Below are 14,453 nucleotides of genomic sequence, written 5' to 3'. Positions count from 1 at the left end.
GCAGTTGCCCCGAGGAGCGTCCCCCGTGACCGTCACCGCGTCCCCCACGTCCCGCGCAGCCCAGATCCTGTCCCGCCCCGTCGCCCTGAACGGCCTGACCGTCCCGAACCGCATCGCGATGGCGCCGATGACGCGGATGTTCTCCCCCGGCGGCGTCCCCGGTGAGGACGTGCGGTCCTACTACGCCCGCCGCGCCGCCGCCGGCGTGGGTCTGATCGTCACCGAGGGCACCTACGTCGGCCACGATTCGGCCGGGCAGAGCGACCGCGTGCCGCGCTTCCACGGCGAGGAGCAGCTGGCGGGATGGGCCAAGGTCGCCGAGGACGTGCACGCGGCGGGCGGCACGATCGTGCCGCAGCTCTGGCACATCGGCATGGTGCGCGAGCAGGGCCAGGCGCCCTACCCCGACGCCCCGGCGATGGGCCCCTCCGGCATCCGCACGGACGGCACCGAGGGCACGGGCAAGTCCATGACCCGGAGCGACCTGGACGACGTCATCGGCGCCTTCGCCGAGGCCGCCGCGGCCGCCGAGCGCATCGGCTTCGACGGCGTGGAGCTGCACGGGGCCCACGGCTACCTGATCGACCAGTTCCTGTGGGCCGGGACCAACCGCCGTACCGACGCGTACGGGGGCGACCCCGTCGCCCGCACGACGTTCGCCGCGGAGATCGTCGCCGCGGTCCGCGAGCGCGTCTCGCCGGAGTTCCCGGTGATCTTCCGCTACTCCCAGTGGAAGCAGGACGCCTACGACGCGCGCCTCGCCCACACCCCGCAGGAGCTGGAGGCCATCCTGACCCCGCTCGCCACGGCCGGTGTGGACGCCTTCCACGCCTCCACCCGCCGCCACTGGATCCCCGAGTTCGAGGGGTCGGACCTCAACCTGGCCGGCTGGACCAAGAAGCTCACCGGCCGGCCCACCATCACCGTCGGATCCGTCGGCCTCGACGGCGACTTCATCCACGCCTTCGCCGGCCAGGGCGCGCCCGTCCAGAACATCGACGACCTCCTCGACCGCCTGGAGCGCGACGAGTTCGACATGGTCGCCGTGGGTCGCGCGCTGCTCCAGGACCCGGAGTGGGCCGCGAAGGTCCTGGCGGGGCGGACCGACGAGCTCAAGCCGTACGACGCGGCCGCCGTGAAGACGCTCAGCTAGCGTCCGGGGCGCGCGGGCCGGACCGGTCCTCGGAACCGAACCGACAGCGCACGGCGAACGTGCCACACTGGGACGAAAGGCCTCACAAACGGGCATTTCAACCATTCGGCACCGTTTCATCCACCGCGCCACTGCTTCGGAACCGCTGTCGCCGGTGCGTTCTCCTTGCGGCTCGCGCGCAGGAGGTGTGTTCCATGACCAGGACCGTACGAGTCCGCCGGCTGGTGGCGGGGGCCGCCGCGTCCGGCCTGCTGGCCGGCGGCGCCGCGCTCGGGCTCTCCGGCTCGGCGGCGGCCGCTCCCGCCCCGACGACCGTCGCCACCTCTGTCGTGACCTCCGACCAGGGTGACCGTCACGACCACCACGACCGGTGCGAGTGGAAGAAGGGGCACTGGGAGAAGAAGTGGGTCAAGGGCCACTGGGAGAAGAAGCGGGTCCACCAGGACACCTGGCACAAGGCCGGGCACGACAACCACGGCAAGTGGCACCACGGCTACTGGGAGCACCACAAGACCTACAAGTGGGTCTACGTTCCCGGGCACTGGGACCACGTCTGGGTGAAGGGCCACTGGGACTGCGACCACCGGTGAGGCACTCCCCCGCCCCTCGGTGGTTGGGTCGCCCCTGAGGTGGGACGCTGAAGAGAAGGGTCCGTGCCGACGAGTCTCGGGAGGGCCGTATGGGCCGTGACGTCCCGGCGCTGGAGTTCACCCGTGACGACCGTCGCCGGTTCCGGAACAAGATGCACACCTGCCTCGACGTCTTCGCCCAGATGCTGAGGGAGTCCCGCTTCGACTTCGAGCGGCCGCAGGTCGGGCTGGAGATCGAGCTGAACCTCGTCGACGGGACCGCGGAGCCGGCCATGCGCAGCTCGGACGTCCTCGCGGCGCTCGCCGACCCGTCCTGGTCGACGGAGCTGGGGCGGTTCAACCTGGAGATCAACGTCGCGCCGCGGCAGCTCACCGCGGGCGGTCCCGGATCCTGGGAGCAGGAGATCCGGGACGCGCTCAACCACGCCGAGGAGCGAGCCGCGGCGATCGGGACGCACCTGGTCATGATCGGCATCCTGCCGACGCTGGAGCTGAAGGACGTGGGCCCGGACTCGCTGTCCGAGAACCCCCGGTACCACCTGCTGAACGAGCAGATCTTCGCCGCGCGGGGCGAGGACCTGCTGATCTCGGTGGACGGAGTGGAGCGCTTGCGCACGTACGCCGAGACGATCACTCCCGAGGCGGCGTGCACCAGCACCCAGTTCCATCTGCAGGTGTCACCGGACGAGTTCGCCGACTACTGGAACGCGGCGCAGGCCGTCGCCGGCGTGCAGGTGGCCCTGGCCGCGAACTCGCCGTTCCTCTTCTCCAAGGAGCTGTGGCGCGAGACGCGCATTCCGCTGTTCGAACAGGCCACCGACACCCGGCCGGAAGAGATCAAGGTGCAGGGCGTCCGTCCGCGGGTGTGGTTCGGCGAGAGGTGGATCACCAGCGTCTTCGACCTCTTCGAGGAGAACGTGCAGTTCTTCCCGGCGTTGCTGCCGCTGTGCGACGACGAGGACCCCCAGAAGATGCTCGACGGCGGAGAGATCCCCGGCCTCTCCGAGCTCACCCTGCACAACGGGACGGTCTACCGGTGGAACCGTCCCGTCTATGCCGTCGTCGACGGCGTGCCGCACCTGCGGGTGGAGAACCGCGTCCTGCCCGCGGGGCCCACGGTGGCCGACGTGCTGTCGAACGGGGCCTTCTACTACGGCCTGCTGCGCGCCCTGGTGGACGAGGACCGGCCCGTCTGGTCGCGGATGTCGTTCTCGGCGGCCGAGGACAATCTGTACGCGGCGGCCCGGCACGGGATCGACGCCCAGCTGTACTGGCCCGGGATGGGTGAGGTTCCGGTGACCGAACTCGTCCTGCGCCGCCTGCTGCCGCTCGCCGACCGCGGACTGGAGCGGTCCGGCCTGGACAGCGCCTGGCGGGAGCCGCTCCTGGGGGTCATCGAGCAGCGGTGCGTCACCGGCCGGAACGGCGCGACGTGGCAGTCGGAGATGTTCCACCACATCCAGGACATCGACCACGTGGACCGGCACCAGGCGCTGCGGCGGATGACGCGGATGTACCTCGACTACATGCACCTGAACGCGCCGGCGCACACCTGGCCGGTCGACTGAACGGTCACGCCTGGCCGGTCGACTGACCGGTCACGCCTGGCCGGTCGGCCGACCGGTTCACGCCGAGGAGCCGTCCGGGCTCCGGCGTTTCCACCAGTGGGGTCGGGGGCGGGGATGGACGGCACGCCCCAGTCGCCGGCCGATGAGGACATAGCCGAGCAGGGCGCCCGTCGTGTTGAGGAGGACGTCGTCGACGTCGAAGGCGCGTCCCGTGACGAGCGCGCCCTGCACCAGTTCCACGAGCAGCATGGTCGCGGCGGTGACGAGCGCCACCCGGACGAAGCCGCGTGCCGAGCGGGACAGCAGGGGCAGCAGGATCCCGAAGGGGACCCCGAGGGCGATGTTGCCCCCGAGTTGCTTGACCGTCTCCATGAAGCCCGGCTGGTCGAGGTAGTTCCGGATCGAGCGACCCGGTGTCAGATTGCTGTGCGTGAGGGGTACGGATTCCGGCGAGGCCTCCAGGGTGAGCCTGGACAGGACCACGGCGAACGCCACCATGGCCGCGAGCGCCACGACGGCGGCCAGGGCCCGCACGAGCCGCCCGGGGGCGCGCCGGACCGCGGCTGCCGCTCGCGCCCGTCGCCCCGGGGCACTCCGGACCGCGACGGTTCCTTCCGCCCGCTTGTCCGGAGCTTCCCGGACCGCGGCCGCCGTTCCCGCTCGTCTCCCCCATCCTCTCCGACCGATCATGCGCCTTCCTCCTCCGAGAGACCGTGTGCGGACGAGCCCCGCGTACCCGGCAGCGGTCGCTGTATGCCGTGTGCGTCATCGAGGCCCCCACGTCCGGCACAACACCCTCAGGAGCCCCAACTCCACGTATTTCGGCGTGAGTTGAGCATGGAGGCGGGCTACGGGGGCACCCGACGGCCATGGAAGAAGACACGCGGAATCGCCCCTCGCCCACGCACGGGACGGACAGGCGCAGCAGCGGGAGGTGGCGCCTCGTCGCCGGCGGTCTGCTCGTGCTCGCCGTCGCCCTCATGCTCATCGGCCAGTTCCTCCGGCTTCCTGGCCTCGACGTCTTCGGCACCGAGGTGAAGGACCGCTCCGGTCCCGCCGTCCTCAAGTCCGTCCAGGACCTGAGCCGGTACGAGGGAGCCGCGGGCACCTACCAGGTGGTGGTCGACCTGGAGCACGACGCCCGGCTGCTGCCGGACTCGATCCGCGGCACCCGCACCCTCTACGTGGCGACCGGCAGCGTCGGCGCGTATGTCGAGCTGGGCGGCCTCGGAGACGGCGCCGTGACGGTCGACGCCGACCGGACCGAGGCGACCCTGCGGCTGCCGCACGCCCGAACGGCCGCTCCCGCACTCGATCCCGAGCGCTCGTACACCGTGTCCAAGGAGCGCGGTCTGCTCGACCGGCTGGGCGACCTCTTCTCGGACAACCCGGCGAGCGAGCAGGCCGTCAACGTCCTCGCCGTCCAGCGGATCGACGCGGCCGCCCGCGAGTCCGGTCTGGTGTCCCGGGCGGAGCGCAACACGACCGAGATGCTCGAGAAGCTCCTGCGGGGCCTCGGCTTCGAGCGGGTGACGGTCGTCTACGGGTGAACCCGACCCCGGTCGGGCCCCCGTGCGATCCGAGCCCGCCTCAGCGGAAGAGCGTCTCCAGGGCGCCGGCGCAGGCTTTCGCCCGGCAGACGCCCTGGAGACGCTCCGATCCGCCCGGGGGGCGGCGGGACCTCGGCCGTTCCCGTACCCGCCGCCTCCCGTGGGGAGGCGACGGACGGCACCGGGACGGATCAGCCCGTTCCGAGCAGGCCTTCGCGCAGGCGCTGCACGGTGCGCGCGAGCAGTCGGGAGACGTGCATCTGGGAGCAGCCCAGGCGTTCCCCGATCTGAGCCTGGGTGAGTTCCTCGACGAACCTCAGGTGGATGATCCGCCGGTCGCGTTCGTCGAGGTCCGCGATGAGCGGGGCCAGGGCGTGGAAGTCCTCGACCAGTTCGATGGCGGGGTCCTCGCTGCCGATGAAGTCGGCCAGCGAGGCGTCTCCGTCCTCGTCCTCGCCGCTCAGCGCCGCGTCGAGCGAGGCGGAGTTGTAGCCGTTGGAGGCCAGCCGGGCTTCGGTGACCTCTTCCTCCGTGAGGCTCATCAGCTCCGCGAGTTCCCCGACCGTCGGGTTCCTGCCCAGGCGCGTGCTCAGCTCCTCGGTCGCCTTGGCGAGTTCCACCCGGGCCTCCTGGAGGCGGCGGGGTACGTGCACCGCCCAGGAGGTGTCCCGGAAGAACCTCTTGATCTCCCCGACGATGTAGGGCACGGCGAACGTGGTGAACTCGACCTCCCGCGAGAGTTCGAAGCGGTCGATCGCCTTGATCAGTCCGATCATGCCGACCTGGACGATGTCCTCCATCTCGTCGGCGCGGTGCCGGAACCGCCCGGCCGCGTAGCGGACCAGGCTCATGTTCATCTCGATGAGGGTGTTGCGCGCGTACTGGTACTCGTGGGTCCCCTCCTCCAGCACCGCGAGCTGCCGGAAGAAGACCTTCGAGAGGGTCCGTGCGTCCTTCGGCGCGACCGCCAACGCGTCCGGGACCAGCGGCAGTGTTCCCGTTCCGGCCTCGATTCGCTGGGCCGTCATCGTCGTGACTGTCACACCATTCCCCTTTCACGTGTGTCCCGAGCCGGGATCGTGGCACCGTGCCAGGTCGCCTACCCGGAGTCGCCACGTCCACACGGGCGAATTTGTCGACGGATTCGTCAGGTTGTGCGCAGTGTTGGTGAGGGTCGCTCAACAGCCTTTCCCCGGTTGGTCCCGGGGCACACGGAACGTGCAGGGCCGTCGTTCGAAGGAGAGACATGGCACGGGATCCCGCACTGAGAGCCGTCGGGTGGGCGCGGTCACTGCCCCTCGGCAGCAACGTGAAGACGGCACGTGACTGGACGCGCGAGCACCTGGCGACGCTCGGCTGGGACCGAGACGCACCGGGTCTGGTGGACTCCGTGGTGCTGACCGTCTCCGAACTGGTCACCAACGCCCACGTCCACGCCCGCAGCGACGCACAGCTCATCCTCACCTGGGACGAGGAGTGTCTGCACGTGACCGTGCACGACGCGTCGTCCCGGGTTCCCGAGCGACGCCGTCCCGACGACGACGCGCTGGGCGGGCGCGGGCTGCTTCTGATCGGCGCCCTCGCCGACGACGTGCGGACGCATTCCTGCCCTCGGGGCAAGGACGTCACCGCCTGCTTCCGGCCGCCCGCGCCCGGCCGGCCCGAAGCAGGCCGGTGACGTCATGGCCTGAGGGACGCGAGCAGGGGCTGCCAGTCGATGTGACGCTCCTCCGTGCCCTGCGGCACCAGCGCGAAGGTGTCCCGTACGAAGCGGGCGAGCGCGTCCTGGTCGCACCTGACCGTGGCGGAGTGCCCGGCCGGGCCGAGGCGCAGGAGGAGCTTGCCGTGGGCGCCGGGCCTCAGGTGGACCTCGCCCTCGCCGGTGGCGGCCAGCGATCCGGCGAGGATCATCTCGCGGTCGAGGCGCCACAGGACCGGTGCGTCGCCCAGGAGGTGGAAGACGACGCTCAGTGCGTGCGGGTCGCGGGAGGTGTAGGTGACGGTGGTCTCGACGGAGACCGTCACGTCCGCGGTGAGCAGTTCCATGGACAGGGTCCGGGTGAGGACGCGCGGGGCGGGCATCGGCGCGACGGGGGGATGTGACATGAGGTCCTCCGGCTGACGGGCGTGGCGAGCACGTGCGGTGTCCGCCTGACCCGTACCGCCCCCGCTACACCTCGTGCCCCGTGCGTCGGCCGTGCCGATGGCGTCGTGGTTTCGTGAAGGCGAGGGGGAGATCTCCGCGGTGCCTCGACGATTCCGGGCGCCGATGCCGGGGAGCCGTCGGGGCGGGCGCGTCGGGCCTACTCCGGCAGGAGGGAGAGACACGCCCGGACCCGCTTCCCCTCCGGGTCCGGCTCCACGCTCAGGCTCTCGCAGACCGCGACGACGATCTCGACGCCGTGCTGTCCTATGCGCCGGGGATCGTGTCCGCGCGGTACCGGTGCGGCGGCGGCCGCGCGGTCGAACACCGAGATCTCCAGGGTGTCCCGGCGCAGCTCCAGGAGCAGTCGGCAGGGGCCGACCGTGTGCCTGACCGCGTTGGTCACCAGCTCGCTGACCACCAGCTGCGCCATCTCCACGCGCTCCTCCGCCACGGGGCCGGACCGCACGGAGGGGGCGGCGGCGAGGAAGTCGGCCGTGAAGGCGCGGGCGGAGGCGATCGCGCCACCGCCGGAGGCGGTGTCGTAGACGGCCGTCGCGGACAGCAGGGGCTCCGGTGCCGCGCACTCCGCGGTGGTCGCGTCCGACATGGCGCTGGTACTCCCCTCGTCCGATGGGTGGGCGCTGACCACCTCGTACCCCGCCTTTCCCCTCTTCATGGTCCCCACACCGCGAGCAGCGGGGATCACACCCGCGGTGACGCGTCGCGCGGAGGGGCCCGGCACCCCCTGTCCGGAGCGTACCGGGCCCCTCCGCGCCCCGCGCACGGACGGGCGACCGCCCCGCGCCGAAGGGAATCCGGTGCGGGGCGGTCGCGGGTCCGCGCCCTGGCGGCGGCTCGTCAGAAGGCTCCCGTGCCGCCCGGGAAGGGACCGTGTGCCTGGTAGTAGTGGCTGATCTCCTCGCGGTACTGCACGTCGGCGAGGTGCTTGTCGGAGACGAACTCCGGCGCGTCCTTGACCTGTTCCTTGGACAGGGCCAGGTGGACCACGTTCCCCGCCAGATCGATGAGGGTCACCGCGCTCGCCGGGATCAGCACCTCCTTGCCGAAGATCCAGACGCCCGTGTCCACGACCAGATAGGCGTCGTCCACCTCGTCGGAGTGCTTGTCCACCTTGCCGATGTGTCCGTCGGACGCCTCGACCCGCCATCCGGTGAGGTCGGTGCCCGCCAGGTGGCCGGACTCCGTGCTGTAGGCCCAGAGATGGTCGGTCATCGCTGTCACTCCTCTGTCGCTGTGCCTCGTGTACGTCGTTCCCTGCGGGTGGGACAGCGTCCGCGTACCCGGGTCGCCGGGGATCATGCGGTCCCTCCCGGGGCGCGGCTCCCCGGGCCCCGGCGTCGAGCGGGCTGAACCGGCGCGCCGGCCACGCGCGGCGCCACCGGCGTCCGCCCCGTTCCGGCGCATGATGAGGAGGTCACCGGGGTCGGCCGGTGACCGGCGGAGAAAGGCGGGCGGTCGTAGGTGTCGGACGACTCTCTGGGCTCGGTCCTGGCCGATGTGCTGGCCGCGTCGCACCGGCTCGCGCCCCGCGCGATCCCCGATCTCGCTCGGGACGCGGGGCGGCGGCTGGGACTCACGGACGCCCGCGTGTACATGGCCGACCTCCAGCAGCACGAGCTGGTCGCGCTCCCGGCTCCCGAGCACGCGCGGGAGGGAGCCACCGACGGCGGGTCCGCCGCTCCGGAGACGCTGCCCATCGACACGTCGCTCGCCGGACGCGCCTACCGTACCGAGACCGTGCAGCTGACCCGGCCGGACGCCGACGACCCCGCACGGACGGGCTGGGTCCCCGTCGTCGACGGGATCGGCCGGGTGGGGGTGCTGCGCGTGACCGCGCCGGAACTCGACGCGCCCCTGCTGCGCCGGTGCGAGGCCCTCGCCGGCCTGGTCGCCCTGGTGCTGGCGACCAAGCAGCCGTACAGCGACCTCCTCGCCGAGACGCTGCGGTCCCGGCCGATGACCCTGCAGGCCGAGCTGCTGTGGGCGTTCCTGCCCCCGCGCACCATCGGCACCTCGGCGGTCACCTCCAGCGCCGTGCTCGAACCCGCGTACGAGGCGGGCGGGGACGCCTACGACCACAGCCTCGCCGGGGCGACGCTGCACCTGACGCTCCTGGACGCCATGGGCCACGACCTCGCGTCCGGCGGGTGCAGCGCCGCCGCGCTGGCGGCCTGCCGCGCCAGCCGCCGTGCGGGCGGCCGTCTCGACGACATCGCGGTGGAGATCGGCCGCACCTTGGACCGCTGGATCCCGGAGCGGTTGCTGACCTGCGTCATCGCCGATCTCGACACCACCACCGGCCGGCTGGACTGGATCAACTGCGGCCACCCTCCCCCGCTGCTGATCCGTGACCGCCACGTCGTGGCCGGCGCGCTCGACCGCACCCCGCACCCGCCGCTCGGGCTGACCGGGTACGACATCCCGGTCCCGCCCGTCCACACCGTCTCCCTGCAGCCCGGCGACCGGCTGCTGCTGTTCACCGACGGTGTCACCGACGCACGCTCCTCCGCCGGTGAGCTGTTCGGTGAGCAACGCCTGACCGACGCCGTCGTCCGCGCCCTGACGGACGGCCTCCCCGCCCCGGAAGCCCTGCGCCGTCTGATCCATCAGATCCTCGTGCACCAGGACCAACGCCTGAGCGACGACGCCACCATCCTCCTCGTCGAATGGCATCCACCGCGCTGAGGGGGACCTTCGACGGCGTGCTCGCGGCCGTCTCAGAGCAGGTCGCGGCGGTCGTCCTCGGTCACCGTCGGGGCGACCGGGGGCACGACCATCCGGCGGCGGCGCAGGATGCTCGTGTACACGGCGGTGCCGATGATGCCCACGGCCATGAGGATCAGTCCCACGAGGTCGAGATTCACCCCGTCGGCTTGCCAGTCGGTCGCGAAGGTCAGGATGGCTCCCACCGCGATCAGGATGATGCAGACTCCCAGGCCCATGTCTTCCTCCCTCATCGGTTCGGACGGTGTCTCGGCTACCCCCGTCCGCCGTTCTCACCCCGCCCCGGCGTGTTTGCCGTGCGGGCCGGCGGTGAGGCGGGAGGGACGACCACATTCCCTTCGTCGACTGGGGAGTCATGGAAAGCCTTGTCCGACTGGCGATCGTCCTCGGCGGATCGGTGCTCGTGGTGCTGGCCGTCGGCCGAGCGGCGGACCTCCTGGCACGGCACGCGGACGCGCGCCACCCCGAGACCCCTCTGTGGGGGTTGCTGAGGCGCTGCCGTACACCGCTGTACGCCGTCCTGCTGTGCGCCGCGTTCCGGTGGTCGTACCGCGTGACCGAGTGGCCTCCGCTCCTCGACCGCGCCGTGACGGTGGATCACATCCTCCTGCTGTGTCTGATCGGGGGCGGCGCCTGGCTGACGGTCGGCGTCGTCTCGGCCGTCGTCGAGTCCGCCTACGCGCGGTACGCGGGCCGTACGCGCGACGCGGCACGGTTGCGCCGCGTGCGGACGCAGGTCACGCTGCTCACCCGGGTGGTGTCGGTGTCCGTGGGCGTGATCGCCGCGGCCTTCGCGCTCGTTACGTTCCCCGCGTTCCGTGGGCTCGGGACGTCGCTGCTCGCCTCCGCCGGAATCATCGGCATCGTGGCCGGCGTCGCCGCGCAGTCGACGCTCGGGAACCTCTTCGCCGGCTTCCAGATCGCCTTCGGCGACATGGTCCGCATCGGTGACACCGTGGTCGTCGACGGGGAATGGGGCACCGTCGAGGAGGTGACGCTCACCTTCCTGACCGTCCGGACCTGGGACGAGCGCCGCGTCACCCTGCCCGTCTCGTACTTCACCTCCCGGCCCTTCGAGAACTGGTCGCGCGGCGGCAACGAGCTGACCGGGACCGTGTTCCTCCACTGCGACCACTCCGCTCCCGTCGACCTGATGCGCGCCCATCTGCGGCGGTTCCTCGACGGCTGCTCCGGCTGGGACCGCCGGGCCTGGGACCTCGCCGTCACCGACACCTCCCCGACCGGCATCACCGTCCGCGCCCTCGTGACCGCCAAGGACGCGGACGACCTGTGGACGACCCGCTGTGCCGTGCGGGAGGAGCTCGTCGGCTGGCTCACGCGGGAACACCCCGGGGCCCTCCCCCGCATCGTCACCGCGCAGGCCGCCGACGCGTCGAGGCCCTGACGGGCCTGCGGCGGTGGCGGCTCACGCGTTCGGGGACCTCGGGCCGTCAGCCGTTGACGACCTTGTCGTAGCGCAGGGCGACGTAGCCGGAGGCGGCGTGGCCGGCGATGCGGCCGTCGGTGCCGCCGTTCAGGTAGTCCTGACCGCGCATCATGTCGTCGCTCGGGTTGGACTCGTGGAGGTACGAGAACTTGCCGGCGGCCTTGTCCACCCACCGCTCGAACAGCACGACGTGGCCGTCCGCCGTGTTCAGCGCGTCCCCGGGCTGGAGGTCGGACTTGGAGATCGTGGCGCTGACGCTCGGGAGGGTGGAGGTGGTGTAGCTGGTGGCGGCGTGCCAGGCCATGGAGACGAAGCCGGAGCAGTCGGTGCGGTAGGTGTGGTCGCCGTCCGGGTCACCGGCGTACGCGCTCTGGCTGTAGGGGATGTCGCGGTTCAGCCAGTTCACGGCGCGGCTGAGGACCTCGCTGCGGGCGATCTGGCCGCCCCGGGTGGAGGGCGTGGGCGTGGGGGGCGCCGGCGGCTGGTAGGTGCAGTCGGCGGCGAAGGCGGAGAGCAGGGTCTGGGTCCAGCCGCTCGCGTCGACCGGGTCGTCGGAGTGGTAGGCGATGTCGTCGCCCTTGCCGTCGGTGGGGTCCGCGTCGTGGTACCAGTACAGTCCGCCGTTCGTGCGGCCGTAGTAGAGGCCGCCGCCGGGCGAGACGAGGCTGTCGACCGCCGACCAGCCGGAGCCCTTGAGGTCCGAACGCTCCCAGTCGCCGACGCCGTTGATCTGGTAGGAGAGCAGCTTGCCGTCGGTCGTGGTGGCCACGAGGACGTCGTCTCCCGCGGCGGCGAGGGTCTTGAGGACGAAGCCCTCGTCGATCACCACGTGCTGGGCGATGTGCGCAGGGCCGGAGGGCTTGGCCTGGGAGACGTTGTAGCGGTGGAGCTGGCCGGCGACCGTGCCGTAGAGGTGGCCGGCGCCGTCGTACGTCATCTTGTCGAAGGTCCAGCCGCTGTCCCAGATCCTGGTGACTCCGGCCAGGGCGAGGGCGTTGTCGTTGGTCTGGACGTCGACGCGGTACAGGGCGCCGGTCGTGGACGTCACGAGGACCGTGTTGAAGTTGAGGGTCGCCATCGCCTTGGGTGTGAACCCGAGGTCGGGGCCGATCAGCGTCTTGACCCGGTCGCCGGTGTTGGGGGATATCGCCGTGTAGGTGAGGCGCCCGTCGGCGAGGGTGCCGTAGACGGAGACGTCGCCGCCGCAGAGGGCGGCGGCCTGGGCCGGGGTCGCCGGGCCGAGGGTGGCCAGGCCGAGGGACGAGGCGGCCAGGGCGAGGCCGGCGGCGAGTCGGAGTGCGCGGGACGACGACGAGAGCATGGGTCCTCCGGATGCGGGCAGCCCTGACGTACGCGTCTCGGGCTGGGAAGAGTGAGGCGAAGGGGTGGGAGTGTGGGGGGCGCGTGGGTGCGTGGCCCGTGGCGCTCAGTACCAGTTGTTGTTCAGGAAGTGGTTCCAGGCGGCGCAGGGCGTGCCGTACCGGCCGTCGATGTAGGAGAGTCCCCACTTGATCTGGGTGAGGGGGTTCGTGCGCCAGTCGTCGCCGAACGCGTCCATCTTCGAGCCGGGCAGTGCCTGGGGGATGCCGTAGGCGGAGGAGCTCGGGTTGTCGGCCCAGTAGCGCCAGCCGCTCTCCCTGGTCCACAGCTGGTCCAGGCAGTTCCACTGGGTGGAGCTGTTCCAGACACCGCCGTCGTAGGCGTTCATCAGCTCGCGCCCGGCCGCCTTCACCGCGGGGATGTCGGTGCCGTCGAGCGGGCCGGCGCCCGTGGTGCAGTGGAACGTACCGGGCTGGGCGGAGAGCAACTGCTGCGTCCAGCCGCCGGTGTTGACGGGCGTGTCGTTGTGGTACGCGATGTCGGTGCCGGAACCGTCGGCCGGGTCGGCGTCCTTGTACCAGTACATGGCGCCCGTGGTGGCGATCCGGCCGTAGTACAGGCCACCGCCGGGCGAGAGGACCTGGTCGAAGGCGGACCAGCCCGAGGTCTTGAGATCGTCCCGCTTCCAGCCGCCGTCGCTGTCGATCGTGTACGAGTAGAGCGCGCCGGCCGCGGTGGTGGCGAGCAGCCGGTCGTCGCCGGCCGCGGTGAGGGTCTTCAGGACGAAGCCGCCGCCGATCTCCTTGCGCTGGCCGATGTGCGCCGAGCCGGTCGGCTTCGGCTGCGAGACCAGGTACTGGATGAGGACGCCCCCGGCCGTGCCGTAGAGGTGGCCGTGTCCGTCGTACGCGAGCTTGTCGTGGGTCCAGCCGCTGTCGAAGAGCTTGACGGGCGGGCGCTCCAGGACCAGGGACGTGTTGTTGGTGAGCACGTCGACGCGGTAGAGGGCGCCGGTGGTCGACGTGACGAGGACGGTGTTGAAGTTGAGGGTGGCCATGGCCTTCGGCTCGAAGCCCAGGTCCGCGCCGATCACCACCTTCTTCAGCTCGCCGGTGGCGGGCGTGATGGTGCTGAAGGTCAGGCGGCCGTCGGGCAGGATGCCGTAGATCGAGGCGGTGCCGTCGCAGGTGTTCGCGGCGTGTGCGGCGGGAGCGGCGCCCATGGCCGCGGCGGTGAGGAGTCCGGCCCCGAGGGCGCCGGAGAGGGTGGCGATCGTGACCTTGCGGGCGGCCTGGCGGAGGGTGGTCGTCACTGTGTTCCTTCTGGGGTGTCCGCGTGCGGAGGCGGGAAACAGGTACGGGGCGTGCCGGTCGTCGTCAGTGCTGTGGTGCGGCGGTGCTGTAGCCGTGCGCGCGGAGCGGGGCGCGGGCGCCGTCGAGGATGGCGCGGGCCTGGTCGAGGGCGGCCGCCTCCGAGGCGGCGCGCAGGAAGAGGTACACGTCCACGCCGTCGTCCGAGGCTTTGGCACGGACGTGCTCCAGCCCGTTCCCCGTGGCCGCGTGGGCCCAGATGAGGTCGGAGAGAACAGCGAGCACGGTGGGGAAGGCGGGGCCGTGGTGCGGGCCTTCGAGGGAGGCCCGGATGACGCGCACGCTGGTCAGTCCCAGTTGATGCTGCCGTCGGAGGACGCCGGAGTCGTGTCCCCGTCGACGCTCCCGTCGGAGGACGCCGGAGTCGTGTCCCAGTTGATGCTGCCGTCCGAGGCGCTGACGTGGTGTCGGGCGTCGTCTCCCGAGCAGGCGGAGACGGAGGCGGCTCCGATGCCGGCCACCGCGAGGAGGACGGCGGCGACGGCGAGCGGCCGGACCGTACGGATCGGGCGGCGCGTGCGGGCGGTGCGGAACATGGGAGTCCCCCTGGTCGAGAGTCGGGTG

Annotated in this window: 17 protein-coding genes; 7 read left to right on the top strand and 10 right to left on the bottom strand. The window is 71.6% G+C overall.

The window, feature by feature from the left end:
• Positions 1 to 25 precede the first annotated feature (25 nt).
• The 3 genes from ABTY59_RS15705 to ABTY59_RS15695 all read left to right on the top strand — a co-directional run bounded on the left by ABTY59_RS15705 (position 26) and on the right by ABTY59_RS15695 (position 3,311).
• On the top strand, positions 26 to 1,153 hold the full coding sequence (locus ABTY59_RS15705; protein ID WP_352019480.1) for an NADH:flavin oxidoreductase: 1,128 nt from the start codon (positions 26 to 28) through the stop codon (positions 1,151 to 1,153).
• Between the two features lie 194 nt (positions 1,154 to 1,347).
• On the top strand, positions 1,348 to 1,743 hold the full coding sequence (locus ABTY59_RS15700; protein ID WP_352019479.1) for a hypothetical protein: 396 nt from the start codon (positions 1,348 to 1,350) through the stop codon (positions 1,741 to 1,743).
• Between the two features lie 89 nt (positions 1,744 to 1,832).
• Positions 1,833 to 3,311, top strand: coding sequence for a glutamate-cysteine ligase family protein (locus ABTY59_RS15695; protein WP_352019478.1), 1,479 nt, complete (start codon positions 1,833 to 1,835; stop codon positions 3,309 to 3,311).
• A gap of 57 nt (positions 3,312 to 3,368) precedes the next feature.
• Here the strand turns inward: ABTY59_RS15695 and ABTY59_RS15690 are convergent, their stop codons facing one another.
• Positions 3,369 to 3,809 (bottom strand): VanZ family protein, encoded by a 441-nt coding sequence (locus ABTY59_RS15690; RefSeq protein ID WP_403534970.1) that lies wholly within the window; start codon positions 3,807 to 3,809, stop codon positions 3,369 to 3,371.
• Positions 3,810 to 4,180: 371 nt separating this feature from the next.
• Here ABTY59_RS15690 and ABTY59_RS15685 point away from each other — a divergent pair, with 371 nt between their 5' ends.
• On the top strand, positions 4,181 to 4,861 hold the full coding sequence (locus ABTY59_RS15685) for a DUF4230 domain-containing protein (protein WP_352019476.1): 681 nt from the start codon (positions 4,181 to 4,183) through the stop codon (positions 4,859 to 4,861).
• A 191-nt stretch (positions 4,862 to 5,052) separates the two neighbouring features.
• On the opposite strand, the gene ABTY59_RS15680 is transcribed toward ABTY59_RS15685, so the two are convergent.
• On the bottom strand, positions 5,053 to 5,889 hold the full coding sequence (locus ABTY59_RS15680) for an RNA polymerase sigma factor SigF (RefSeq protein WP_403534529.1): 837 nt from the start codon (positions 5,887 to 5,889) through the stop codon (positions 5,053 to 5,055).
• 218 nt (positions 5,890 to 6,107) lie between these two features.
• On the opposite strand from ABTY59_RS15680, the gene ABTY59_RS15675 reads away from it, so the two are divergent.
• Positions 6,108 to 6,539 (top strand): ATP-binding protein, encoded by a 432-nt coding sequence (locus tag ABTY59_RS15675; RefSeq protein WP_352019474.1) that lies wholly within the window; start codon positions 6,108 to 6,110, stop codon positions 6,537 to 6,539.
• Between the two features lie 2 nt (positions 6,540 to 6,541).
• Here ABTY59_RS15675 and ABTY59_RS15670 read toward each other — a convergent pair whose 3' ends face one another.
• From ABTY59_RS15670 to ABTY59_RS15660, 3 genes are all read right to left on the bottom strand, one after another.
• The gene (locus tag ABTY59_RS15670; protein WP_352019473.1) at positions 6,542 to 6,967 is read right to left on the bottom strand and encodes an SsgA family sporulation/cell division regulator; all 426 of its coding nucleotides are present in this window, start codon (positions 6,965 to 6,967) and stop codon (positions 6,542 to 6,544) included.
• A gap of 197 nt (positions 6,968 to 7,164) precedes the next feature.
• The gene (locus ABTY59_RS15665; protein ID WP_352019472.1) at positions 7,165 to 7,614 is read right to left on the bottom strand and encodes an ATP-binding protein; all 450 of its coding nucleotides are present in this window, start codon (positions 7,612 to 7,614) and stop codon (positions 7,165 to 7,167) included.
• A 251-nt stretch (positions 7,615 to 7,865) separates the two neighbouring features.
• Positions 7,866 to 8,240 carry a PRC-barrel domain containing protein gene (locus tag ABTY59_RS15660; protein WP_352019471.1) on the bottom strand — a complete coding sequence of 125 codons (375 nt, stop codon included), beginning with the start codon at positions 8,238 to 8,240 and terminating at the stop codon, positions 7,866 to 7,868.
• 249 nt (positions 8,241 to 8,489) lie between these two features.
• On the opposite strand from ABTY59_RS15660, the gene ABTY59_RS15655 reads away from it, so the two are divergent.
• Complete coding sequence (locus tag ABTY59_RS15655; protein WP_352019470.1) at positions 8,490 to 9,713, top strand: PP2C family protein-serine/threonine phosphatase; 1,224 nt, start codon at positions 8,490 to 8,492, stop codon at positions 9,711 to 9,713.
• A gap of 32 nt (positions 9,714 to 9,745) precedes the next feature.
• Here the strand turns inward: ABTY59_RS15655 and ABTY59_RS15650 are convergent, their stop codons facing one another.
• Positions 9,746 to 9,970: a DUF6458 family protein gene (locus ABTY59_RS15650; RefSeq protein ID WP_352019604.1), complete on the bottom strand. Its 225-nt coding sequence runs from the start codon at positions 9,968 to 9,970 to the stop codon at positions 9,746 to 9,748.
• A gap of 137 nt (positions 9,971 to 10,107) precedes the next feature.
• Between ABTY59_RS15650 and ABTY59_RS15645 the strand changes: the two genes are divergently transcribed.
• Positions 10,108 to 11,157, top strand: a complete 1,050-nt coding sequence (locus ABTY59_RS15645) for a mechanosensitive ion channel family protein (RefSeq protein WP_352019469.1) — start codon at positions 10,108 to 10,110, stop codon at positions 11,155 to 11,157.
• A 46-nt stretch (positions 11,158 to 11,203) separates the two neighbouring features.
• Here ABTY59_RS15645 and ABTY59_RS15640 read toward each other — a convergent pair whose 3' ends face one another.
• The 4 genes from ABTY59_RS15640 to ABTY59_RS15625 all read right to left on the bottom strand — a co-directional run bounded on the left by ABTY59_RS15640 (position 11,204) and on the right by ABTY59_RS15625 (position 14,425).
• Positions 11,204 to 12,520 carry an NlpC/P60 family protein gene (locus tag ABTY59_RS15640; protein WP_352019468.1) on the bottom strand — a complete coding sequence of 439 codons (1,317 nt, stop codon included), beginning with the start codon at positions 12,518 to 12,520 and terminating at the stop codon, positions 11,204 to 11,206.
• A gap of 105 nt (positions 12,521 to 12,625) precedes the next feature.
• Positions 12,626 to 13,831 carry an aggregation-promoting factor C-terminal-like domain-containing protein gene (locus ABTY59_RS15635; protein ID WP_352019467.1) on the bottom strand — a complete coding sequence of 402 codons (1,206 nt, stop codon included), beginning with the start codon at positions 13,829 to 13,831 and terminating at the stop codon, positions 12,626 to 12,628.
• Positions 13,832 to 13,895: 64 nt separating this feature from the next.
• Entirely contained in the window at positions 13,896 to 14,171 is a 276-nt protein-coding gene (locus tag ABTY59_RS15630; protein WP_352019466.1) for a hypothetical protein, read from the bottom strand.
• A gap of 5 nt (positions 14,172 to 14,176) precedes the next feature.
• Positions 14,177 to 14,425 (bottom strand): hypothetical protein, encoded by a 249-nt coding sequence (locus ABTY59_RS15625; RefSeq protein WP_352019465.1) that lies wholly within the window; start codon positions 14,423 to 14,425, stop codon positions 14,177 to 14,179.
• Positions 14,426 to 14,453 lie beyond the last annotated feature (28 nt).

Origin of the sequence: Streptomyces sp. NPDC096079 (genome assembly GCF_040303145.1) — a bacterium.
In the GTDB taxonomy this organism is placed as follows: Bacteria; Actinomycetota; Actinomycetes; order Streptomycetales; family Streptomycetaceae; genus Streptomyces.
Note: the sequence above shows the minus strand (reverse complement) of the source record. Positions and strands in the feature narration are given on the sequence as shown.

What these genes read in the sequence shown, in the direction of transcription:
- ABTY59_RS15700 (WP_352019479.1), top strand. Translation starts at nt 1,348, where the DNA reads ATGACCAGGACCGTACGAGTCCGCCGGCTGGTGGCGGGGGCCGCCGCG.
- ABTY59_RS15695 (WP_352019478.1), top strand. Translation starts at nt 1,833, where the DNA reads ATGGGCCGTGACGTCCCGGCGCTGGAGTTCACCCGTGACGACCGTCGC.
- ABTY59_RS15690 (WP_403534970.1), bottom strand. Translation starts at nt 3,809, where the DNA reads ATGGTGGCGTTCGCCGTGGTCCTGTCCAGGCTCACCCTGGAGGCCTCG.
- ABTY59_RS15685 (WP_352019476.1), top strand. Translation starts at nt 4,181, where the DNA reads ATGGAAGAAGACACGCGGAATCGCCCCTCGCCCACGCACGGGACGGAC.
- ABTY59_RS15680 (WP_403534529.1), bottom strand. Translation starts at nt 5,889, where the DNA reads ATGACGGCCCAGCGAATCGAGGCCGGAACGGGAACACTGCCGCTGGTC.
- ABTY59_RS15675 (WP_352019474.1), top strand. Translation starts at nt 6,108, where the DNA reads ATGGCACGGGATCCCGCACTGAGAGCCGTCGGGTGGGCGCGGTCACTG.
- ABTY59_RS15670 (WP_352019473.1), bottom strand. Translation starts at nt 6,967, where the DNA reads ATGTCACATCCCCCCGTCGCGCCGATGCCCGCCCCGCGCGTCCTCACC.
- ABTY59_RS15665 (WP_352019472.1), bottom strand. Translation starts at nt 7,614, where the DNA reads ATGTCGGACGCGACCACCGCGGAGTGCGCGGCACCGGAGCCCCTGCTG.
- ABTY59_RS15660 (WP_352019471.1), bottom strand. Translation starts at nt 8,240, where the DNA reads ATGACCGACCATCTCTGGGCCTACAGCACGGAGTCCGGCCACCTGGCG.
- ABTY59_RS15650 (WP_352019604.1), bottom strand. Translation starts at nt 9,970, where the DNA reads ATGGGCCTGGGAGTCTGCATCATCCTGATCGCGGTGGGAGCCATCCTG.
- ABTY59_RS15645 (WP_352019469.1), top strand. Translation starts at nt 10,108, where the DNA reads ATGGAAAGCCTTGTCCGACTGGCGATCGTCCTCGGCGGATCGGTGCTC.
- ABTY59_RS15640 (WP_352019468.1), bottom strand. Translation starts at nt 12,520, where the DNA reads ATGCTCTCGTCGTCGTCCCGCGCACTCCGACTCGCCGCCGGCCTCGCC.
- ABTY59_RS15625 (WP_352019465.1), bottom strand. Translation starts at nt 14,425, where the DNA reads ATGTTCCGCACCGCCCGCACGCGCCGCCCGATCCGTACGGTCCGGCCG.